The 22052-nt window shown below is 53.5% G+C and carries 17 protein-coding genes; 7 read left to right on the top strand and 10 right to left on the bottom strand.

What is annotated here, in order from left to right:
- The 3 genes from H5P30_RS11665 to H5P30_RS11655 form a co-directional block, all read left to right on the top strand.
- A partial coding sequence (locus H5P30_RS11665; RefSeq protein ID WP_185693118.1) for an IS5 family transposase occupies nt 1-752 on the top strand: 752 nt, incomplete at its 5' end.
- 149 nt (nt 753-901) lie between these two features.
- Nucleotides 902-3229, top strand: coding sequence for a PAS domain-containing hybrid sensor histidine kinase/response regulator (locus tag H5P30_RS11660; RefSeq protein ID WP_185693117.1), 2328 nt, complete (start codon nt 902-904; stop codon nt 3227-3229).
- Between the two features lie 59 nt (nt 3230-3288).
- Complete coding sequence (locus tag H5P30_RS11655; RefSeq protein ID WP_185693116.1) at nt 3289-4647, top strand: SGNH/GDSL hydrolase family protein; 1359 nt, start codon at nt 3289-3291, stop codon at nt 4645-4647.
- Nucleotides 4648-4701: 54 nt separating this feature from the next.
- Here the strand turns inward: H5P30_RS11655 and uca are convergent, their stop codons facing one another.
- From uca to H5P30_RS11610, 9 genes are all read right to left on the bottom strand, one after another.
- Entirely contained in the window at nt 4702-8289 is a 3588-nt protein-coding gene (gene uca / locus H5P30_RS11650; protein WP_185693115.1) for an urea carboxylase, read from the bottom strand.
- Nucleotides 8290-8337: 48 nt separating this feature from the next.
- Nucleotides 8338-8982: an urea amidolyase associated protein UAAP2 gene (locus tag H5P30_RS11645; protein ID WP_185693114.1), complete on the bottom strand. Its 645-nt coding sequence runs from the start codon at nt 8980-8982 to the stop codon at nt 8338-8340.
- Nucleotides 8983-9711, bottom strand: a complete 729-nt coding sequence (locus H5P30_RS11640) for an urea amidolyase associated protein UAAP1 (protein WP_185693113.1) — start codon at nt 9709-9711, stop codon at nt 8983-8985.
- A 17-nt stretch (nt 9712-9728) separates the two neighbouring features.
- Complete coding sequence (gene nikR, locus H5P30_RS11635; protein WP_221774351.1) at nt 9729-10163, bottom strand: nickel-responsive transcriptional regulator NikR; 435 nt, start codon at nt 10161-10163, stop codon at nt 9729-9731.
- A gap of 77 nt (nt 10164-10240) precedes the next feature.
- Nucleotides 10241-11659, bottom strand: a complete 1419-nt coding sequence (glnT, locus tag H5P30_RS11630) for a type III glutamate--ammonia ligase (protein WP_185693111.1) — start codon at nt 11657-11659, stop codon at nt 10241-10243.
- Nucleotides 11660-11680: 21 nt separating this feature from the next.
- A complete protein-coding gene (locus H5P30_RS11625) occupies nt 11681-12451 on the bottom strand; it encodes a creatininase family protein (RefSeq protein ID WP_185693110.1) in 771 nt (256 codons plus the stop codon).
- Nucleotides 12451-13350 (bottom strand): ABC transporter ATP-binding protein, encoded by a 900-nt coding sequence (locus H5P30_RS11620; RefSeq protein ID WP_185693109.1) that lies wholly within the window; start codon nt 13348-13350, stop codon nt 12451-12453. Before H5P30_RS11620 ends, H5P30_RS11625 begins: the two co-directional genes overlap by 1 nt.
- 21 nt (nt 13351-13371) lie before the next feature.
- On the bottom strand, nt 13372-14766 hold the full coding sequence (locus H5P30_RS11615; protein WP_185693108.1) for an ABC transporter permease: 1395 nt from the start codon (nt 14764-14766) through the stop codon (nt 13372-13374).
- 108 nt (nt 14767-14874) lie between these two features.
- Nucleotides 14875-15882, bottom strand: coding sequence for an ABC transporter substrate-binding protein (locus H5P30_RS11610; protein WP_185693107.1), 1008 nt, complete (start codon nt 15880-15882; stop codon nt 14875-14877).
- A gap of 405 nt (nt 15883-16287) precedes the next feature.
- Between H5P30_RS11610 and purT the strand changes: the two genes are divergently transcribed.
- Nucleotides 16288-17505, top strand: a complete 1218-nt coding sequence (gene purT, locus H5P30_RS11605) for a formate-dependent phosphoribosylglycinamide formyltransferase (protein WP_246459671.1) — start codon at nt 16288-16290, stop codon at nt 17503-17505.
- A 451-nt stretch (nt 17506-17956) separates the two neighbouring features.
- Here purT and H5P30_RS11600 read toward each other — a convergent pair whose 3' ends face one another.
- Nucleotides 17957-18721: a glycosyltransferase family 2 protein gene (locus H5P30_RS11600; protein ID WP_185693106.1), complete on the bottom strand. Its 765-nt coding sequence runs from the start codon at nt 18719-18721 to the stop codon at nt 17957-17959.
- A 356-nt stretch (nt 18722-19077) separates the two neighbouring features.
- Here H5P30_RS11600 and H5P30_RS11595 point away from each other — a divergent pair, with 356 nt between their 5' ends.
- From H5P30_RS11595 to H5P30_RS11585, 3 genes are all read left to right on the top strand, one after another.
- Nucleotides 19078-20232, top strand: coding sequence for a glycosyltransferase (locus H5P30_RS11595; RefSeq protein ID WP_185693105.1), 1155 nt, complete (start codon nt 19078-19080; stop codon nt 20230-20232).
- Nucleotides 20233-20840: 608 nt separating this feature from the next.
- Nucleotides 20841-21299 (top strand): hypothetical protein, encoded by a 459-nt coding sequence (locus H5P30_RS11590; protein WP_185693104.1) that lies wholly within the window; start codon nt 20841-20843, stop codon nt 21297-21299.
- A 1-nt stretch (nt 21300) separates the two neighbouring features.
- On the top strand, nt 21301-21552 hold the full coding sequence (locus tag H5P30_RS11585) for a hypothetical protein (protein ID WP_185693103.1): 252 nt from the start codon (nt 21301-21303) through the stop codon (nt 21550-21552).
- Nucleotides 21553-22052 lie beyond the last annotated feature (500 nt).

Below are 22052 nucleotides of genomic sequence, written 5' to 3'. Positions count from 1 at the left end.
AAAAAATTAACAACCTATATCGCACTGAGGTAGGAAGCCACCGAGGGCGTCCGGTTGGAAACCTTGACGCTACGCTCAATGGGATTTGGTGGATATTGTGCACGGGCTCGATTTGGAATCAGTTGCCTGAACGTTATGGAAAATGGAACAGTGTTTGGCGGTGTTTTCGCCGCTGGTGTGGTTCAGGCATGTGGGGATGGATTCTGCAGAATCTTACGGAACAGCACTCTGACTACGAAATCGCCTTGATGCTGGACGGCTCCCATATCAAGGCTCATCAGGACGCTTCCCGGAGTCCCTTAGATTCTGAACAACAAAAACTTGGAAAAACCAAAGGTGGCAGAAATACAAAACTCTCTGCTGTGGTAAATCTTGCCGGAAGAGCCGTTTCCCTTGTCTTGGTTCCCGGCAATGAACACGACAGTGTCAGTGCCATCGAAACCCTTCCCAAGAACTTGAAAGCCAAGTTCGTTCTCGCCGACAAGGCCTATGATGCCAACCGCATCAGAAGTCATATTGAATCGGCGGGAGGGTTCTGCGTCATCCCTCCTAAAGCGAATCGAAAAGAGACGATCTCTTACGACAAGGAAATCGGTAGGCTTCGAAGAATCGTCGAAAACTTCTTCTGCAGAATAAAATCATACAGAAGAGTCGCTACACGATACGAGCAACTCCCCCAAACCTTCCTCGGATTCGTAACTCTCTCTGCAATAGTAGATTGGATTAAATTTGAATTTGTCCACGCGGCCTAGAGAAACGATTTCCGCCCATCCAAGAAGACGATTTGAGTTCTTCTTCCTTTGGATTATAATTTCTTATTTAGTACTTTCCCATTGGGGCGGATAATTCAAAAGCGCTTAAATATCCTCGGATGGAGATTTATTAATTTTGAGGCAGAACAATGACTAGCGAGATTCGATTCGACGAAGATCCTCAGAGCGGATGGCGCATTGCTCTCATATGCGCTGGAGAGGGGGCTTGGATGTGGGACTTCGAAAAAGACGAATTTCTCATTTGTGAGACCGGTAAGAAATTACTGGGCTTAGACGGGGAGAAAAAAACTTTCTCTCTCGATTATCTTTCGAGCTACATTCACCCCGACGATGTTGAAACGGTCCTCCGATCTGCAGAAGGATTGCGATCGGAAACAATAGAAGAGTATTACACTGAGTGCCGATTTCGCCAACCAGACGGCTCCTATATCTGGATCCTCACCAAAGGAAAAATCTACTCCCGACATTCCTCGGGGAGTCCCATATGTGCCGTGGGAACGCACACAGATGTTTCAAAACGGAAGGAACTGGAATTCAACAAAACCCAGGCTCAAGACTACATCCGCAGCGCCTTCGAAAATGCTGCGATTGGCATGGCTCTGGTTTCTCCGCAAGGAAAGTTTATCCAAACCAATTCGGCATTGTGCAAGATTCTTGGATACCCCGAGGAACAGCTTTTGGCCGAAACCTTTCAAAATATCACCGTTCCCGACGATCTCGATGCCGACATCAGACTCCTGAATGAGCTAGTCGCGGGGAAAAGATCTTCCTATCAATTGGAAAAAAGATACGTCCACAAAGAAGGGCACGTCGTCTGGGCTCTCCTTTCCGTTTCCCTCGTTCGCCATGGAGATGGAACCCCGGACCACTTCATTGCCCAGATCCAAGACATCAGCGAACAAAAACGATATGAGCGCCAGCTCAAGGAAGCACGCCGGGAGGCGGAGGCCTCGGACCGGGCAAAGTCCAGCTTTCTCGCGACAATGAGCCATGAGATCCGCACACCGATGAATGCGGTCATTGGGTATTCCGAGCTCCTCGACAGCACCGAGCTCGACGAGGAACAACGTCTCTTCCTCAGACACATTTCAACCAGTGGAGACCTCTTACTCCACCTAATCGACGATATTCTCGATTTCTCGAAAATCGAAGTTGGCGAAATTGACCTGGAATTTCTCGACTTTGAAATTCGTAGCCACTTCAACCAATCATTTGACCTGCTCAGGCCCAAAGCCGAAGAGAAAGGGCTCTCACTACGTTCCTACTACGATAATTCCGTACCGAAGCAAATCATCGGCGACCCGCACCGGATCAGTCAAATTCTCATCAACCTCATCGGCAACGCCATTAAGTTCACTCCGGAGGGAGAAGTCTTTGTTTCCGTAAAAACGTCACAGGATCCATCCTTGGCTCCGAACCTCGTCGTCTCAGTCCACGATACCGGTATTGGCATCTCCGAGGAGCAGCAGGGTCTCCTCTTTAAGCCGTTCCACCAAGCCGATTCTTCGATGACCCGCAAGTATGGTGGGACCGGACTCGGGCTCGCGATTTCCAATCACCTGGTCCAAGCGATGGGAGGCACTATGAGTCTCCGGAGTGAGCTGGGAAAAGGATCGACCTTCACCTTCAGCATTCCTCTACACACCCCTTCAAGCAAAGGCACCCCTCTGCCAGAATCCTCGACCGGATCGATCCGGGGGAAATTGGTCCTGCTCTGCGACCTCAATCCGATCGATCGTCAGCAGACGGCCATCACGCTGAGAAATATCGGTCTCCTCGTCTATGAAGCCCGCAGTTTCGGAAGGGCGAAGAAGGAGCTTTCGAGGAGCAGGTATGATCTCCTCATCCTCGACTCGGACCTGATTCGTCCATCAGCTCTTAAATCTGAAATTCCAAATCACCCACCCACCCTCTTCATTGCCCTGGCGGAAGATGTTTTGGGAAAACTGCCGGCCGATTGTCAGCGAATCGACCGTCCATTTACGAGGTCTCAGATTAAAGATGCCATTATGGAGTTGGCGCCCTCTCCGGCCGAACCAGAAGCAACAGAAAAAGAGTCGGTGCCCCATGATGAGAAGCCAAAGAATACTCTCGTCGTAGAGGACAACCCGGCAAACCGACGACTCATGCAGGCCTTTCTAAACCGTTTGGATCTTAAGACCGAAATGGTTGAGAACGGAGATGAAGCCATTTCCATCCTCCAAAAGAAACGATTCGATCTCGTCTTTCTCGATCTGCAAATCCCTGGCCCCTCCGGGATCGAATTGGCCCAAAAAATACGGGAACTGGAAGCCGAAGGAGCGCATCCGCTAACCCAAGCCAAACCCGTACGAATTTACGCCATTACGACAAATGCAGTTCAAGGAACCCGGGAACGATGCATTGAGGCTGGTATGGATGGATTCTTTCTTAAGCCCATTCGAACCCAAGAAATCCGGAAAGTACTCGGCCTCTAGAAGGAAGACTTGGAATCCGGTTGATTCGCTCCGAGTCAAAAGCCATCCTTTTCCACTTCATGAAGCAAAATCCCTCCCCCCGTTTCGCAAAAAGCCTCTTTTGTTCAATCGCCTTTGGTCTCCTCTCCATCGTGACCGGTGCCCAAGGCGCTGAAGCCGATTATCCGCTAGTCGATGCGGTTGAATTTACCCCGCGCGACGGGCTTCCTAATTTCTTCCAGAAGTTGGAAGACGGTGAACCTGTCACCATCGCCTATTTGGGAGGGAGCATCACCGCTCAGAGCGGCTGGCGGGTTCAGAGCCTCGAATGGTTTCGCGAACAATTTCCCAAGTCAAAGGTCGACCAAATTCACGCCGCGATTGGGGGGACCGGATCCACCCTCGGAGTTTTCCGTCTCGAGAACGACGCCCTGAATCAAAAACCCGACCTTCTCTTCGTAGAGTTTGCCGTGAACGATGCCGGAACACCTCCGGATCGCATCGTGAAGGCGATGGAAGGCATCGTCCGCAAGACCTGGAAAGCCTCCCCCGAAACCGACATCTGTTTTGTCTACACGATGACGTTCCGCGATTCCAAGCAACTCGCAAACGGGAAGATGAAACGCTCGGCCAGCGTCATGGAAAGCGTTGCCGATTACTACGGAATCCCCTCGGTACACATGGGACTTGAGGCGGCCAAGCTCGAAAAGGATGGCAAACTCGTCATGAAGACCACTGCACCCATGACCCAGGTCTCTGGCGATGAGCTCAACGAGTCTGCCGAACTCGCCACCGATGACGAAGGCCGGATCATCTTTTCCAAGGACGGCGTCCACCCCTATCCCGAAACGGGCCATGTTCTCTACACCCAAGCCCTCATCCGGGCGATGGAAGAGCTACGCGAAAACACCGAAGTCAGTCCCCATGAGATTGGCACTCCTATCCGCGAGGACAACTTCGAGGATGCCCAGCAAATCACGATCACCGAAGAGATGCTCGACGGTCCCTACGAAAATTTGAGCGAAATGGGAGATCCTCTCGCCAAACGGTTTGGATCACGCCTGAACCCTCTCTACCGCCTCAACCCCGGTGCAACCTTGTCGTTCCGCTTCAAAGGCTCCAAAGCCATGGTCTATGACCTTCTTGGCCCCGATGCAGCCGTGCTCGAGATCACGATTGACGGACAATCCAAGGAAAAGACCCGGATGGACGGATACTGCACCTACTCCCGACTCTCTACTCTCGGCATTGCCGATGGAATCGACGACTCCGAGCATGAGTTCACCATTCGCGTACTCGACGAAGAATTCGACAAAAGCCAAGTCCTCTTCGAACGAAATCGCGACGACATCGAAAAGTCCCCCGAAAAATACGAGCCCAACCGCTGGCACACGGGTTCCATCTTCATCGTCGGGGAAATGGTTGAAGACCCTCAATAGGGTTTGTGACCTCCCGGAAGTCGCCCGCCGACCTACCGGGACCTCATTTCTCGATCAGGACGGGTCGACCCCGAGCAAGATTTCACCCGGTTTGATCGGTTGACCCGGCTGTTTGAGGATAGACTGCACGGTTCCGGCATTGGGGCTGGTGACTGTGATCTCCATCTTCATGGATTCGACAATTAAGACCGCTTGTCCTTCTTCGACCGAGTCTCCTTCCTCGACCAGAATCTGATAGAGGCTCCCTGCAACCGGGCTCTCCACCGCTTCCACCCCCTCGGGAAGTTCGGTATCAACTTCGTCGGAATCAACGACTTCCTGCTGAGCCGACTTTTGGTCCGCCTCATTCCACCGCGAGCGCTCTTCATTAAATGCAGTCTGCTGCTTTTCCTTAAACTCGGCGATACTGTCCGCCTCGCGCTCGAGCATGGCTTCGTGCTCGGCCAGCGAGAAGGAGCTTTCTTCAATACGAATTGGATATCGTCCGTTCGGAAAATCTTCACGGATCTCCAAGAGCTCTTCCGCCGATACGGGATAAAAACGAATCTGGTCAAAGAACCGAAGGAGCCATCGCGTGTCGTCGTGGAATGACTCCGACGAACCGTAGCGATTCCACATCTGAAGCGTCCTTCCCACAAACTGGTATCCACCCGGTCCCTCCATCCCATAGACACAGAGATAAGTTCCGCCGATCCCAACCGCGTTCTCCGGCGTCCAGGTGCGGGCAGGGTTGTATTTGGTGGTTACCAGACGCTGTCGCGGATCCAACGGTGTTGCCACCGGAGCTCCGAGGTAAACATCACCGAGACCGAGAACTACATAGCTCGCCTCAAAAACGATCTTCTTCACGTCTTCAATCGAATCGAGCCCGTTCATGCGGCGGATGAACTCCAGATTCGAGGGGCACCAAGGAGCATCGTCTCGAACCGAGGTAATGTAGCGGTCTATCGCTTTCTGGGTTGCCGGGTCATCCCAGGACAAAGGTAGATGAACGATCCGCGAGGGCACGGTCTGATCCTCCAATGGACCCAAGCCTTCCTTCTTATTCCTCACCCATTCCAGAACTGCAGCCCGGCTCACCTTCCGATTGTCAAAATGCACCTGCAGAGAGCGTATTCCCGGGGTCAGGTCGATAATTCCCTCGAAGAGATCCTCCTTCAAGGCCTCGTAAAAGACGTGCACGGCAAACCGAAGCCGAAGGTTCAGAACCGGCGGACCAAACTCGATCAAGACGTTATCATCTCCAGACTGGCGAACCACCCAGCGGTCATCCCCTTCCCCCATGTCGACAAGGATCGCTTCATCGCCGACTGGAACATGAATCTCCGGAACGACGTCTGGACCATTGAGGTCCTGAAGCAGAGTTTCTGACGCCTCCAACATCCGGGTTGCCTCTTCTTGGGTGACGCACTCGAAACGAATTGTGTCGCCTGGCTTCAGTTGACCGATCTTCCACAACTCCGCCGCGGCAATCGTCACCGGACAAACAAAGCCCCCCAGACTCGGCCCGTCCGGACCGAGAATCACCGGCATATCGCCCGTAAAGTCCACAGCCCCGACCGCGTAAGCGTTGTCGTGAATATTGGAAGGGTGAAGCCCCGCCTCGCCTCCATCGGTGCGGGCCCATTGGGGCTTCGGACCGATGAGCCGAACTCCGGTGCGGGCGGAGTTGAAGTGCACCTCCCAATCCGTGTTCAAAAAGGTATCAATATCCTCCGGAGTGAAATAGTCCGGAGCACCGTGCGGGCCGTATAAGACCTTGATCGACCAATGGTTCGACCACTGCGGACGCAATGCTTCCGGCAGCTCTTCGGAAACGGCCAACCCGGATGGACCATTAAAATGAAGAACATCGCCAGTCTGTAGAGCCCGCCCCCCGTGTCCGCCAAACTGACCGAGGGTAAAAGTGGATTTGCTTCCCAGATATTCGGCGACATCGAATCCCCCGGCGATGCAGAGATAAGCCCGCATCCCGACATCACTCACCTGCCCCACATCGAGCACCGAACCCGCCTCGATCACAACCGGCCCCCAGAAGTCTATTGGATCACCATCAACGGTGGCGTCCGTCGTCGCTCCGGTAAGAACGATCGTCGTGCTCGAGTGAAAATGAAGCTTGGGTCCTTGAACCGTGATTTCCAGGCCCGCAGCATCCGCATCGTTTCCAAGGAGGCGATTCCCCAAACGGAACGATCGGGAATCCATCGGTCCGGACGGTGGGACTCCAACATCCCAGTAGCCAAGGCGTCCCGGAAAGTCCTGCACGGTCGTTTGGGTGCCGGGTTTTAAAACGTCAATCATCCGCGGCTCATAAGCGAAAGAGGCCAACGATTGGGTCGTCATCTCATTCTCCGCCAACAAGGAGCTTCCGGCCAAGGCGATCAAATACTCCCGATTCGTCTCAATGCCGTAGAGTTCCGTATCCCGCAGCGCTTTCTCTAAAGCCTGAAGGGCCTCCTCGCGGGATTCTTCATGAACGATGATCTTCGCCAGCAAGGGATCGTAATAAGGACTCACCTCCGCTCCGGACGCGATCCAATGATCGCATCGAACGCCTTCCGGAAATTGAACATGATTGAGCAGGCCGCTCGAGGGACGAAAATCCTGCAGGGGATTTTCTGCGTAAATGCGAGCTTCGATGCTGTGCCCTCCCGGTCGGTTATCCGGAAGTGCGAGCGAAGAAAGCTCATCCGCCGCCAAGGCGATCATCCACTCGACCAAATCGACGCCCTGAACCTGTTCCGTAACTCCGTGCTCAACCTGGAGGCGTGTATTCACCTCGAGGAAGTAGAAGCCCTGGGCCCCAACATCATAGATAAACTCGACGGTCCCGGCAGACCGATACTTTACAGATTCGGCCAGTTTCACAGCCGACGACTGCAATCCCTCCAAGACCTCTTCCGGCACTCCAGAGGCCGGAGTCTCCTCAATGACTTTCTGATTCCGGCGTTGAGCGGAACAATCCCGGACACCGAGCGATACGGCCCCACCCTTTCCATCCCCGAAGATCTGAACCTCCAAGTGGCGCGCTCGCTCGATATACTTTTCGAGAAAAACACCCCCTTCGCCGAAATTGGACTGCCCCAATCGTTTGACCCGCTCAAACGCTTCGGCAAGGTCTTCAGCGCTGCGGCAGATCTGCATTCCGATCCCTCCTCCGCCTGCCGTGCTCTTGAGCATGATCGGATAGCCAATCTTCTCCGACTCCGCCTGCGCCTCAGCGAGGCTGGTCAACAGATCGGTCCCCGGCACCAAAGGCACTCCCGAATCCACCGCCAGATCACGGGCCGTGTGCTTCAGCCCAAAATTGCGCAGATGCTCGGGCCTGGGTCCGACAAAGGCGATCCCCGCCGCTTCCAAAGCCTCGGCGAAGGTAGCGGATTCGCTCAAGAGACCATAGCCCGGATGAACCGCTTCGGCCCCAGTGTCGACACAGGCTTGCACAATCGCCGCCTGATTCAGATAGCTTTCCGAAACCGGCGCCGGCCCTACCCGCACGGATTCATCCGCCATAGAGACATGGGGAGCATTCCGGTCTGCGTCGGAATAGACCGCTACGGTCTGAACTCCAAGCTTCTGGGCAGTGCGAATGATGCGAACGGCGATCTCGCCGCGATTGGCTATCAGTATCTTTTTAAACATGGGGGGAAGTCGAGAGTCTCTCGCTTTCGTCTAGAAATCCGGATGCGATCAGTCCCAGATGAGAACCTGAACGGGTGTCGGATTGTAGGCGTTACACGGATTGTTCAATTGAGGACAGTTGGAGATCAAGGCGATCACCGGGCAACTCGCCACCATCTCAACATACCGGCCAGGAGCCGAGATCCCGTCAGCGAAGTCGAGCTCTCCTTCAGGAGTCACCGGAACGTTCATGAAGAAGTTGATGTTACAAGTCACATCGCGCTTATCCATGTGATGGCACCAGCTCTGTACGCCCCGGAGAAAACTGTCACGGCAAGCATGCATATGCTCCTTGTCGTGGGCATAGCGCATGGTGTTGCTCTCGCGGGAGCAGGCGCCACCGAGAGTGTCGTGACGCCCGCAGGTATCCGCGACAATCTTCAATAGCTCAGTCCCCCGCGTGGACATCAACCGCGTTCCCGTCGTCAGGTAGAGCGCCCCTTGCGCCGCGATCGTATCCGAAGCACTGTAGCGATCATCCGGATCCTCAGCGTTGTAGAAGAGCGTGTCCGCCGCCTGGTTTCCCTTGAGGTCCAGGATGCGAAAGGTCTGCCCTTTTTCGATACGCCGCATCCAGTGATCTCCGGCCCGGATGGTATGTTCGTAAACCGCGTTCTCTGGCAGTAGTTGGCTTTCAGTCAAATTACTCATCATCTAGAAGCGTAGAAGGTTATAGTCTTCGGTGTTCTGGAATGCCCGTTCATTTTCCGGACGCACCAGTCGACTCGGGTCGTAACTCGTAACCGGATCGGCTTCAAAGACCTCCAATTTGACCGGTTTCGGCTCATAACGGGGATTCGGATCGAGAGGATGCTGGCAGGTGTTGAGGACCACGAGCGAGTCGAGCTCGAAGCGAATCGTTACCGAGGATCCCGCAGTCGAATGACCGGGAACGTAGGAAAGCTTCCCCTCCTCGTCCGGGGCAATCTTGCTGAACCAGTTGATGTTCGGGACTAAATCCCGCTCACCGAGCCCCCATTTTCCGAGCTCGATAAGAAACAACTCCCGACCCGCACGATACCAATCGTTGTGCGCTTCCTGGTAGTCTTTCTTACCATACTTCTCCTCGACGAGGGAGGGAAGAGAGGTGCCGCAAACCGTGTCGTGCCAGCCCGGACCGTCTTCGACAATCGAGGCAAGGATTCGCCCCATGTCCGAGTGCAGGCAATATGGCTCCCGGAGATAGAAAATCTTCTGCCCCTTGAGAGTGTCCGGCATGTTGTAACGCTCCGTTTTTTCCAGCGCATTGTAGAGAAGCATACCGACGTTCGCCCCTCCCTCGAGGTCAGTCATCCGGAGGCATTTCCCCCGGCCAATGACTTTCGACCACATTTGTCCACCGCCCAGTTCCCGACTGAACAGGTTCTTCTTTGATTGGCTCATATCTTCTTTTGGTTGAATCAATTCTTCGCGTGCAGCTGCGGGATGACAGCGGAGTGGATATTCAGGGTTCCACTCCGCACCCCTTTACAGCTGATGAGTTCGTTCGCTATCTGTCGCAGCTTGCTGGCCGGTCCCTGAACCAGGATCACTTCCAACGTTTGCTGGCTTTCGAGGAGAATATGGAGCGAGCTGATGACTTCCGCGATATTCTCGTATTCGATCTCCGCCAAGCGCTTCTTCAGATTATTGCGCCCGTGCTCGTAAACAATATTGATCGTCCCGGTCGTCACCTCGTTGCCCAAGTCCTCGGCATGCTCCGCCACTTGCTGGTGGATCATGGTCGAGATCGCTTGGGATCGGCTCTCAAAGCCTCTCCTTTCGATCATTTCATCCAATTGCCGCACAAGGCTGCGAGGCATGGAGAGGCTGATTCTTTCGATGGGCTCACTCATACGCTTCATAAACTAAGCGTAGCAATTCTCAGGACAATATTATTTTTTAAACAATTAGTAATACCGACAGGCCAAAACTAAAACTTTTGCACGTATTCCTCGATCTCCCAGGCGCTAACCCGCTGGTGATACTGGATCCACTCCTCGCTCTTGTAAGAGACGAATTCATTACGCAGCTCTTCGCCAAGGGTTTCGGTGACGAATGGATCCGCAGCAAAGGCTTCAACCGCTTCGTGAAGAGTCCGTGGAAGTTCCTGAATGCCGCGCTCTGCCAAACCGGCTTGATCGAGCTCGTAGAGATTCACTTCCTGAGGATTGCCCGGATCGAGATCTTCGGCGATTCCTTCAAGGCCTGCAGCCAACACCAGCGTCGCCGCAAGATAAGGGTTGCAGGAGGAATCGGCATTGCGCGACTCGACACGTCCCCCGCCCATCGGAATCCGGACCGAGTTTGTGCGATTGTTGCGTCCGTAAGAGTTGAAAACCGGTGCCCACGAGTAGTAAGCCATCAATCCGCGACGCACCAGACGTTTGTAGCTGTTCACGGTCGGCGCAAAAGCGGCGCATAGGGCTGGTCCATGGCGAAGGATCCCGGCGACAAATTGGTATCCGAGTTTGCTCAGGCCCAGTCCCCGCGGGTCGTTCGGATCTTCAAAGAGATTTCCTCCGGTCTCGAGGTCATAGAGCGACATGTTAAAGTGGGCACCACTTCCCGTCTTATTCGCAAACGGCTTCGGCATGAAGGTGGCGACAAGGCCCTCTTCTTCCGCATATTGCTTGGCCATCATCCGCAAGAAGATCAAGCGGTCACACATCGTCAGAGCGTCGCAATGCTTGAAATCGAACTCGAACTGCGAGTTGGCATCCTCATGGTCGAGCGAGTAGAGCTCCCAGCCCAACGCATCGATGGTCGTCGACATTTTGTCGATCCACTCGAAACGGGTCATCAAGCAGCGCACGTCGTAGCAACTCTTCACGAGTTTGTCCTCGGCATCCGGCACCTCGATCGAGCCATCCTCATTCTTGCGGATGACAAAGATTTCCGGCTCCACCCCGAGGTTCATCCCGAAGCCCATGTCATTCGCCTTTTTCAGGACTTTTTGCAGCGCCACACGAGAATTCACCTCGTAAGGCTCTCCCTTAAACCCATTGTCGGCGGGCATCCAAGCCACTTCAGGCTGCCAGGGCAGTTGAATGATGTGGCCGAGGTCCGGAATCGAGCAGATCTCGTCGTCGTTCGGACTCTGGCCCAGACCATCGAGAGCGTAGCCCGTGTAGAGTTCCGAACCCTTGGCAAAGTGCTTAAAATGGGACAGAGGAACGAATTTCCCCTTAGGAACCCCGTGGATGTCCACGTATGCACCTACGGTGTATTTTACCCCGGCGGCTTCCAGCTCCTTATGGATTTTATCGATTTCCTCGTCCGAGGGAAGGCTGCCGAAGGCATCCCCGCGAGCACGGGAATACGGCAGAGCTTTGTATTCAGATAGACTCATAATATTGGTATTTTTCAGTAGTTATTGAAAGGATACGTCCAAAGGAGAACGCTCCGAAATTCCTCGGCAAATCTGCTCACTCAGGTCTTCGACCATTTGTTCGAACAAGCTCGCCCCCATCTCGCTGGAAGCTGCGGAGGGCTTCCCGGTCACTCCATTCTTACTGGTCCGGTTAACTGGGTGAGCGAAGACGCAATTCTCCGTTCGGTCCGGATCATCCGAATCCTTCAGAAGGTCTTCCCGGACCAGATCCGGGAAAAGATGCATCATCAATGATGTCTCGGCAGCGTTCGCGTGCCAGTCTTTCGCATCGACATCGAATGCATCCTGAACTCGTGGACTCAGAGTTCCGGTTGTGAAAATAGCGATTTTAAAGTCCTCGCACTCCGCGCGGAGAATCTCGAGTGCGCAGCGAAGCGGGGAACGGTTCCCCACGTGTCCGTTCACGATGAATAAACGAGTGAATCCGGATTGAAAAAGCCAGCGGCCCAGATCCACGATCACTTCAATCAGCGTTTGGGGACGGAGAGCCAGCGTTCCCGGCCAGCGGTGAGAGTGCCCCAAAGAGCACCCGTAAGGAATCGTCGGGAGACAGGGAACGCCAGTGGCCTCCGCGGCACCACGGGCCAACCGCTCGGCCAGCGCACTATCCATCCCCACTCCGAGATGGGGTCCGTGCTGCTCGGTCGCACCGATCGGCAGAATCACCCCAGTCTGCCCTTCATTGAGCAATTCCTCAATCTCCGGCCAAGTGAGTTGGCTCCAATCGGTCTGTGCATTCCTGTTCGTCATTACTCGACCTCGTCCTCCGCTCCGACCATCCGCACAACAGGCAGTTCTTTCTCTTCCTGAGCGCCCTTCGGATGAATCAACTCCTCCAAACGCTTGCGGGTCGCCAGAAACTCGGGCGAAATAAATTGCTCGGGCGTGCGCGGACGCGGCACTGGCACTTCGATGACTTCATTCACTTCCCCTGGATTTGCCTTGAGAACGAGAATACGGTCCGAGAGATAAATGGCTTCGTCCAGATCGTGAGTGACGAACATGATGGTCACATCGACGTTTTTCCAGATCTGCAGGAGGTAAGCCTGCATCTGGGACCGGGTCTGCGCATCGAGAGCCCCGAAAGGTTCGTCCATGAAAAGGATTCTCGGATTGTTCGCCAAAGCCCGGGCAATCGCCACCCGCTGCTTCATCCCCCCGGAGAGCTGGCTGGGATAGGAATCCTCAAACCCGCTCAGTCCGACAATGTTGATCCAGGACCGTGCCTCCGACTCCACGGCCGAACCCGATTTCCCCGACAGCTCAAGCCCGAACATCACGTTCTTCTTCACCGTCAACCAAGGGAAAAGCGTATAGCCCTGAAATACCATTCCCCGATCACTTCCCGGTCCCGTCACTGGCTTCCCTTCGAGTAGGGCCTCTCCACCAGTGGGAAAATCGAGCCCGGCAAGCATCCGGATGAGAGTCGATTTCCCACACCCCGAGGGGCCGATCACCGAAACGAATTCGCGATGATAGATACTGAAGTCGATCCCCTTCAAAGCGGTCGTGGTCCCCTTGGAGGTCTGAAACGTCTTGGACAATCCCTTGATCTCCATCTTCACCGGACGGGAGTACATTTTCCGGAAACGTTCGGCTACCTTTGGACTCTGTTCGCGGTAGCTCGGTAATTTAAACTCTTCTGACATAAGCGTTTTCGGTTGAGTGAGTTAGCGGCGTGAGGCCAGTGGTTTGCTCTCCGCCGGAGTCGGTTCATAGCAGTCGCGATCAATCAACCAGAGAAATCCACGGAAGATCCACATCGGCTTCTTCCCAGAATGCTCAGGGTCCCAGGAGAAAATGATCGGTCGGATGCTCGCGAGGATTTGGTCGGTGATGTAGCCGGTGAGTCCGATGACGATAATTGTTGGATAAACGCTGTCGAAGTTCCGGAATCGACCCTGCGTTTCAATAAATTCGGTCAGACCGGACTTGGTTCCGATAAGCTCGGCAATCACGAGCCACGTCCAGGCCCATCCCAAAAGGATTCTCAGGTCATTGTAGAGCTTGGGAAGAATCCCCGGAATGATCACCCTCAGCATGAGCTGACGACTCTTAGCGCCCAGGGTTTGGGCCGCCTCGAGGAGAGAACGATCCAGCGTCCGGGTGGTATTCGAGATCACGAGGACCATCTGAAAAAAGGTCCCCAGAAAAACGAGGCCAATCTTCGGTGCATCGTAAACCGAGAGGATCGCCACCAGCACCGTTCCAAAGGCTGGCGCCGGCATGTAGCGGAAAAAGTCAGTGAACGGCTCTACCAGTTTGGCAAAGAAGTCGTAGGTGCCGCTCAGGACGCCCAGAGGGATTCCGATCAAACAGGAGAGGAAAAATCCTCCAAAAACAATTTTCAATGAGTGCACATAGCGGTCCGGCATCCCCGGTTTCGAAGGGTCCCGCTCGCGGGTCCAGTCATACCAACCCGTTTCTATTACCTCGTGCGGAGGCGGCACATAGACCGGATTGGAGGGTTTTCCTTGAGGAACCAGACTCAATAGTGCCTCGGAAGGGATCTCCTTCGACTCATAGGTATCGCTAATTCCACTGAGAATGTCCCAATTTTCCTGAACGATCTGCTTGTTTTCTTCGGAAAGAGGAACCTTCGAAGGAACCTTTTCCCCACGGGCGATCTCGCCCCAAAGTTGATAAATGGCGGCATCGTCAGTGGCTTGATCGCGGTCGAGCCAGCCTTCGGCGACTCCCACAGGTGCCAAGTGACGCAATACCTTTTTATTCGTGCGCCGAGAAGTCTCGATCGGAGTTCCGGCTTCACGCGCCTCGACGATTCCTTGGTTCTGAACCCGGACCGCTTCGGCAAAATCTTCAAAAGCGAAATCGTTCTCGCTTTCCTTATGGCGGGGAAGACGATCCCCGGCCGAGTAAACCGTGGTGACGTCGCTCCGATCGGCGGAAATCGTGACCACCATATCGGGATGCCAGATAAACGGCACGTAACTCACCACACACCATACCAAAACCGGCAGGAGGAAGGAGCAAAGGGTCAGGATCGTTTGCCGCTGTGGAGACAGCGACTTGCGGATCGCAAACCATGGCTTTTCTTTCGACATAATTTTATCGAGGACCGGTTATTCAATTTTAGCTGGAGAGGGTTGGGAGGATCGGACTCCCCTCCCCCAACAGAACTCAAGTGATTATGACGCTCGAAGACGTCCCAATTAGTTTTCGACCGACTCTGCGTATTCCTCGGTCAAGGAAGGATCGAGATACTGAGTGGTGTTCAGAGGATTGTCGTAGACTTCGAACTTCACGTTAAAGTCATCCACGAATTCGGTGGAACCGTAGACACTGTCCAAGCCTTCTGCTTCCTCCCAGCGCTCCTTCGCTTCGTCGAGAGATAGGATGTAGGTACCGGCAAAGAGAGGCTCATACTCGGCAGGAGACAGGTTCACGCGAGCCGAGAGAATTTCCAAGGCTTCGTCAATGTTGTCTTCATCCTTCAAGTAGTCGACAATCCGATACCAGACCTTGACCACCTTCGCCCAGTCGTCACGACGGGTCTCGAGAGATTCCGGCGAGACAAAGAGCAAATCATAGATGATGCCGGGGCTGTCTGCCGAAGAATAGACGCGAGTCGAACCTGGAGTCTGCTTCAGAGCTTCACCAGAATTGGGCTGCCAGGCACCGATTGCGGAAACCGCTCCCGAAGCCAATACCTGCGGAGTCTCGTTCGTAGGAGTGTTCACGATGGTGACGTCGTCTGCGGTCATCCCGTTGTCCGAAAGCCCTTTCAGGAGCAAGAGGTGACAAACAAAACCTTCTTCGACTCCGACTTTCTTCCCTTTCAGATCGGTGATCGAAGAGATTCCCGGACCTCCGACGATCATGTCATTCCCGTTGGAAAAGTCGTTGATGATAATGCCGACCGAAGGTTTACCAGTCGCTCCCGTCACGAGTGCGTCCCCATTGGTCATGGTAACCGCGTCGACCTGCCCGGCCACGTAGGCATCCATGGATGCAACATAATCGAACCACAGGAACTCCACGTCCACGCCTTCTTCTTCAAACCAGCCCTTTTCAATGCCGATTTCCCAGGCGACCCATCCCGGCCAGTCACTGTAAGCGATTTTGAGAGGTTCCTCTCCTCGAGCCGAGGAGATGCCGACGAGGCCCACGAGTGTCGTGAGGCCGATGCGAGTTAGATTTTTGATCGAGTGTTGTTTCATAGTTGGACCTTTTTGATTATTACGATTCTTTCAAATCATAATACTCAATGCAGGTCTTGTGCCACTATTTGCAAAAAAACAAGCCCTAGATCCAAATCCGGAGAACACCCCTCAATTCCCCGTTCTCGCATGACTTCAGTCGCGCGATTCCAAGCCACCTCTCCTGTGATTAACGTGCAGAGTTCGGCGTTCGCCATCCCTCTCACTTCGCCTCTCTCAACTTCAGGTCTCTAGTTTACGCCTTCAGCAGAGCTTCCCCACCCTCGCAGGCCGGACCACCGCCAAGCGGAAGAAGGGAGTGCGGGAGATTCTGGAAACTTTGGAGGTTTTGGGATGGGGGTGATACACACAGTTCGACCTCAATGACAACTTACCCTCTTCTGGTTTGAGTTTTTCGGGTAAAACATGCATCTCTCTACCCACATGGATATTGGCACTCCTTTCACCTCTTCTGCCTGCAGGGTCTTGCTCTGCGGCTCGGGCGAACTCGGCAAAGAAGTCGTGATCGAACTGCAGCGTTTCGGCGTCGAGGTGATCGCGGTCGACAGCTACGCAAACGCCCCGGCAATGCAGGTGGCGGACCGCGCTCACGTCATCGATATGCTGGACGGGGAAGCCCTGCGGGCCGTGATCGAGGAGGAGTGTCCGGCCTACATCGTGCCGGAAGTGGAAGCCATCGCGACCGACACTCTTGCCGCAATTGAGAAAGAGGGACTGGCCAAAGTCGTCCCCACCGCGCGCGCCACCCAACTGACAATGAACCGTGAAGGCATCCGGCGTCTGGCGGCGGAGGAGCTTCGGCTCCCCACTTCACCCTATCAGTTTGCCGACAGCCGCGAGGCCTTTGAGGCCGCCGTCACCGAGATCGGTATCCCCTGCGTGGTCAAGCCGATCATGAGTTCTTCGGGCAAAGGCCAGAGCATAATTCGCGAGGCCGGTGAAATCGAAGCGGCTTGGACCTATGCACAGGAAGGCGGCCGTGCGGGTGCCGGCAAGGTCATCGTCGAGGGGTTCGTCGAATTTGACTACGAAATCACGCTGCTGACCGTCCGGCATATCGGAGGCACGGCTTTCTGCGCGCCGATCGGTCACATCCAGAAGGACGGTGATTACCGCGAGTCCTGGCAGCCCCAGCCGATGTCAGAAAAGGCATGCACACGGGCACAGGAAATGGCCGGTGCCATCACGAATGCACTTGGCGGCCGGGGCGTTTTTGGCGTCGAGCTCTTCGTCTGTGGTGACGAAGTCATTTTCAGCGAGGTCTCCCCACGCCCGCACGACACTGGCATGGTCACGATGGTCGGCCAGTCACTTTCCCAGTTTGCCCTTCACGCACGGGCAGTCCTCGGCCTGCCGATCCCAGTGGTCGAGCAACTCGGACCGGCATCCTCGGCAGTCATTTTGGCCGAGGGCCACAGTGACAATATTCGCTTCACAAATATCGATGACGCTCTACAACTGCCGGGCACAGACCTCCGCCTCTTCGGCAAACCATCGGTCAGTGGTCGCCGCCGGATGGGCGTGGCCCTGGCCCGTGCCGACGACCTCGAACAGGCACGCGAAAAAGCCCGCCATGTCGCACAAAAGGTGGTGATTCAACTCGGTGATGCCACAAAGGCATAGGAACCCAACACCGCGAGGGCATCGGTAGCACTCGGTCTTGCTCAAGGACATCGGCAACAAGTCCCACAGAGAACCCATTCCGGCATTCGTGTTAAACGCAAAATCTAAAGATTACACGAAGAACTTCCACCGGCTACCGTAAGGGCCTCACGTCTTGATTTTTTGGGGGACAGCCGGATGGGGCCACGAATTCTTGCAAATACTCTCTCTTCATCAAATTCGAGGCAACCTGAGCTAACGTTTTTCATGCCTTCAGCTCTTCCGGATCCCGGAAGGCTCGAAAGAATCGCACGCACGGAATCCTGATTCTGTGATCAGTCTCTACTCGGAAACGTCAGCTGGTTAGGAATTTCGTAGAAATGGCTCTCGCCATTCCTTGACTGCCAATGGTGGGCGCTGAAGCGACCCACCCACTTGGGAAGCCCATCCTTTTGCTCCTTCAAAAGATGCGCTAGCGTAAATTCCGTTCACGTTTGAGCGCGATTAAAGCGCGGTACTTTTCCGTCACTCCGACGCCGTTCGCATAAGCGATTTTGAACCCTAATTTACCGTCTAAAAATCCGCGTTTCAGCACATATCCATGGAAAAAACGCCACAGACCCCGCAATTTCGCTTCGCCGAAACGTGGACTGCGGCGTCGCAAATGCTCCTCAGCCCAGAGTCGTGCATAACGCTTACTGCGGCTGTAAAAATCATCCCAACTCCGGAATGAGTGATGCTCAATCACACTGTTTAATTTGCCGATAGACCCCGTGATCTCCAGACTTTCATGGAGCAAGCGCTCAGGCATTTGCCAAACATTTTCACGGAAAAGCCGTACATTCCAATCGGGGAACCAGTCCCCATGCGAGATCCATTGGCCCTCAAAACAAACCCGACGGTTGACTTGATACGCCACATGCTGTGGTTCGCCATCGCGAAACAAATGCCACAGTTCGGCAATAAATTCCGAGGTAAGAATTTCATCCGCATCGATCCACAATAACCACGGCTGAGTCGCACTGGAAAAAACCCTACGCCGTGCCGCCGAAAAGCCTTCCCACGGATGAATTGTCACCGATGCTCCCGCCGCCTGACAAAGGCTAACCGAATTATCCGTGCTCTCCGAATCCAGCACACACAGCTCCGCAAACGCCTCCAAAGGTGGTAAACTTTTCACCAAACGGTCTGCCTCATTTCGGACAATCATACAGACTGATATAGGTAATTTTGGCATAGAAGGGATTTATGGGTGAGGAGATTCGGACGCTAAGCCAACACATTTCCCCACAACTGTCCAGTTAAGGGCCAAGAAGAATCCTGTCGGTGCTTCCTGTGGAGCCATTCATGAAAATTTGAGTTCTCGATCTGCTGGCTCCCCAAAAGAGTTCCAGCTCTGTATGGCTCTGCATCCGATATCCAGAAAGAGCAGAAGCACGAGCGCGCGCGATCAATTCCTCACGATGGTCTTTGCCCAACTGACTGATTGGGCCGGCAGAATAATATTCGAATTCCCCTTTCCTCCGTATAATTTTCAAATTACCGTCAACTCACTTTTGTGCCACCGTTTTCGTATATTAGTTTCCATCAGTTATGCCGAATCCGCCCCATATCCTCCTCTACGAACCGCGTAGTGAAGGGCATCATCCCATTTTTTTAGCCTATTTTGCCTCTGCGTTTGTCCAAATAGGCTATCGTGTGACAGTTTGCACCGATTCTAAAAACCTCCGCTGGACACACATTTCTCAAAACGTTGACAAAGGCTATTTATCCAAAATTGAAAGCTTTCCTCTGCCGCCTTCCGCCGGAAAAAAGCAGCATTTGAAAGCACTCTGCACACTCAATGCAGAAATAAACCCAGACGAAATTTTCCTATGCTCGCTGGATGAAATCGCCTCCTCACTTTGGCGTAAAGCCGCATTGGGATTATTACCTGCGCTCTCCCTTTCAGGGAAAATTTCAGGATTGTACATCCGCCCGCGAGTCCTCACTCAATCGAGGAGCCTCGGTCTGGCACTCAAGCGACACGGAGTACACAAACTTAATAAGAAACGTTTTTTTAAACGTATTTTCGTCTTAGACGAACGCATTACCGAAAACGCCAAAGAATATAGATCCAATATTCCGATACACTGGCTACCCGATCCCGCACCCGCTTATGAATATCTTTCGCGGGAAAAGGCGCGCGAAAAATTATCATTGCCGCAAAATGCCTTTATTCCACTGATTTTCGGACAAGGGCATAAACGAAAAGGTATTGGACTTGCCATTGATGCCATTAACAAACTTTCCGACCCGAAAGTTTTTTTGCTATGCGCGGGAAAACAAGACCCCAAGGGAGCATGGTTACAATCACTGGAAACCCTCTGCAGAAATCGCCAATCCTCTCTTATCAACGCATTTATTCCAGAAGATACGTTGCGCGATTGCCTGGCAGCATGCGATGTCGTGCTGTTGCCGTATATGAGTCATTTCGGCTCGTCGAATAACTTGGCACTTGCCGCCCATGCCGAACGTCCCGTGATCAGCAGTGATTACGATTTGGTCGGGCAGCGCGTCAAAAAGCATGGATTGGGATTAACCTTTAAAAATGAAAATCCTGAAAGCCTCATGCAGGCGCTGAGTGAGTGTATTTTGCGCCACCAGAAGGGCCTCACCCCGGACGACAAGCTCGCCCTCAAACAATACGCGGCAATGCATTCACTGGACGCCTTTAACCGCCACTTGTCTCAAGCTGACCCCTCCTAAAAGCATATCCTTATACCCAAGTCTTTGGGACGAGGATGCCTTGGAGAAATCTCGTCGGTTAATCGAATTCTATCCTGAAAAACCGCCCAAATTCCGTTCCGAAGATAAGTCGGGTACATTTCGAAGAGCGAAGACACAGAATTTTCACTATTCGGAGTCACCATTCGACCTACATATCGCTCTGTTTCTAGCGAGAACCAATCGGGAGCAGCGGGTGGAAATCTATGAACCGCTGTCCTCGAGAATGGGTCATAGCCAACGGCAACCGGCCCAGAAAAGAAATCATGACACCACCGATCGTAAGAGTTACCTCCACTCGGTTCAGGACTTTCGGAAAGCCAGAATCTCCCTCACCAGCTCATTAGGCTTCTCTTCGATGACTAGATGGACTGCGCCGTCGATGATGCGCAAGGTAGAGCTTGGAATCGATTTGTGAAGCTCTTCTCCCCAGATCTCAAAGCTCGCCGACATCGCCCATCTGTCGAAATCCCCGTTTAGAATCATGTTCGGATAACAACTCCCTGAATACTTGCCCCAAGCTCAAAGTCGATCTATATCCGGAGCTATACTATGAAGGCGTTAGCCCGCCCCGAATATCTGACAATAAGATGCAACAATACCGAGTACGCTACTACGACCGATCAACCACTTTTACTCTCGGCGAAGAGGAAATCAGAATCCAGTCGAGTCGCAATGTCCTAAAGAAAGAAGCATTCACCATCCCTAACGAGTCAATATCGAGCAAGACCGGTCTATTGGAAGAGAACGATCGAGGCTACATTCACAACATCCGTAGCCTTATGATAATCGGATTCATCCTATCGCTCTTAGCCGGGCTCGGGGGAGTCCTAATCGGCCAAGGCTTTGGATGGGGACCGAAGCTCGCCGCCCTTCTCTGTCTTTCCATCTATTTCTGCGCACCACTTCTCTCCCCCAGGCGGCAAGGCACAATCCTCTATTCAACCGCGGGAATACCTCTTATCCAAATCATGGGAAAACACGGATTCAGAGGGCGGGAAGAATACTCAAATTTCATCGCGAAACTGGATAAATGGCTTTCGCAATAAAATGGACCCCTCATTGAAACACATCACACTCGAAATTACCGCCTACGTCCTAATCCTACTCGGCGTCTGGATCGGTGGAGACCTAGCAAAAAGATTCATCACCCATCAGCCACGCGGCGAAAGAACGGTAACAATTACCGTGAATCCCAATAACCTGACCCGGGTTCTAGTGGGAAAGCTCCTTCGGTTTCTGTTGGGCAGCATAGTATTCACTGCAGGCGCCATTCTGCTTTTTACTCATGATCAAATATGACGTGCACGACCTCACATTTCTAATGGGATGGCACAAGGACATCTGGACCATTCTATAATGGAGACAGTTTCACGAAAGAAAATCGGACCTGGTGGTCGAAAGAAAATGGTTCTTTCCCCTCCAGCCTTCAGCTTTGCGAAAGAGGTTAGAGAGGACCAACGTACGTCTCGGGCTTCTCTTGCGATGCGCCATAGCAAAAAGCATTTCGCACCTCCAGTACCGCGCAGCTAAAGCTGAGCGGCTACTTCACTGGGTGGAGTAGATTCAGCGCTTTCCACTAGAGCTCACTACTGTGGTCAACAATGGGAAATGTTCCTCGAACCTGAGAGAGAGCTGAAGGCACCCATTTTGATCTTTCTCTGTGGGCTGTATATAATGGATTGAGCACGGTTGAGGAGAGAATCTGGCGCAGCGGCCTATCGCCGAATTCCCCATAAGCGTTCATTCCCAGACCAGAAAGGACACCTTCTTCCGCCTTTCCTTAGAACATTTTCGATTTC

This window comes from Puniceicoccus vermicola, assembly GCF_014230055.1.
Lineage (GTDB): Bacteria > Verrucomicrobiota > Verrucomicrobiia > Opitutales > Puniceicoccaceae > Puniceicoccus > Puniceicoccus vermicola.
This window is presented reverse-complemented; position numbering and strand designations above follow the sequence as displayed.

Bases quoted from the DNA above. Each gene is read 5' to 3' on its own strand.
- glnT (WP_185693111.1), bottom strand. From the start codon at position 11,659: ATGAGTCTATCTGAATACAAAGCTCTGCCGTATTCCCGTGCTCGCGGG.
- H5P30_RS11660 (WP_185693117.1), top strand. From the start codon at position 902: ATGACTAGCGAGATTCGATTCGACGAAGATCCTCAGAGCGGATGGCGC.
- uca (WP_185693115.1), bottom strand. From the start codon at position 8,289: ATGTTTAAAAAGATACTGATAGCCAATCGCGGCGAGATCGCCGTTCGC.
- H5P30_RS11585 (WP_185693103.1), top strand. From the start codon at position 21,301: ATGGACCCCTCATTGAAACACATCACACTCGAAATTACCGCCTACGTC.
- H5P30_RS11590 (WP_185693104.1), top strand. From the start codon at position 20,841: ATGCAACAATACCGAGTACGCTACTACGACCGATCAACCACTTTTACT.
- H5P30_RS11655 (WP_185693116.1), top strand. From the start codon at position 3,289: ATGAAGCAAAATCCCTCCCCCCGTTTCGCAAAAAGCCTCTTTTGTTCA.
- H5P30_RS11610 (WP_185693107.1), bottom strand. From the start codon at position 15,882: ATGAAACAACACTCGATCAAAAATCTAACTCGCATCGGCCTCACGACA.
- H5P30_RS11615 (WP_185693108.1), bottom strand. From the start codon at position 14,766: ATGTCGAAAGAAAAGCCATGGTTTGCGATCCGCAAGTCGCTGTCTCCA.
- H5P30_RS11600 (WP_185693106.1), bottom strand. From the start codon at position 18,721: ATGCCAAAATTACCTATATCAGTCTGTATGATTGTCCGAAATGAGGCA.
- H5P30_RS11620 (WP_185693109.1), bottom strand. From the start codon at position 13,350: ATGTCAGAAGAGTTTAAATTACCGAGCTACCGCGAACAGAGTCCAAAG.
- purT (WP_246459671.1), top strand. From the start codon at position 16,288: ATGCATCTCTCTACCCACATGGATATTGGCACTCCTTTCACCTCTTCT.
- H5P30_RS11625 (WP_185693110.1), bottom strand. From the start codon at position 12,451: ATGACGAACAGGAATGCACAGACCGATTGGAGCCAACTCACTTGGCCG.
- H5P30_RS11595 (WP_185693105.1), top strand. From the start codon at position 19,078: ATGCCGAATCCGCCCCATATCCTCCTCTACGAACCGCGTAGTGAAGGG.
- nikR (WP_221774351.1), bottom strand. From the start codon at position 10,163: ATGAGTGAGCCCATCGAAAGAATCAGCCTCTCCATGCCTCGCAGCCTT.
- H5P30_RS11640 (WP_185693113.1), bottom strand. From the start codon at position 9,711: ATGAGCCAATCAAAGAAGAACCTGTTCAGTCGGGAACTGGGCGGTGGA.
- H5P30_RS11645 (WP_185693114.1), bottom strand. From the start codon at position 8,982: ATGATGAGTAATTTGACTGAAAGCCAACTACTGCCAGAGAACGCGGTT.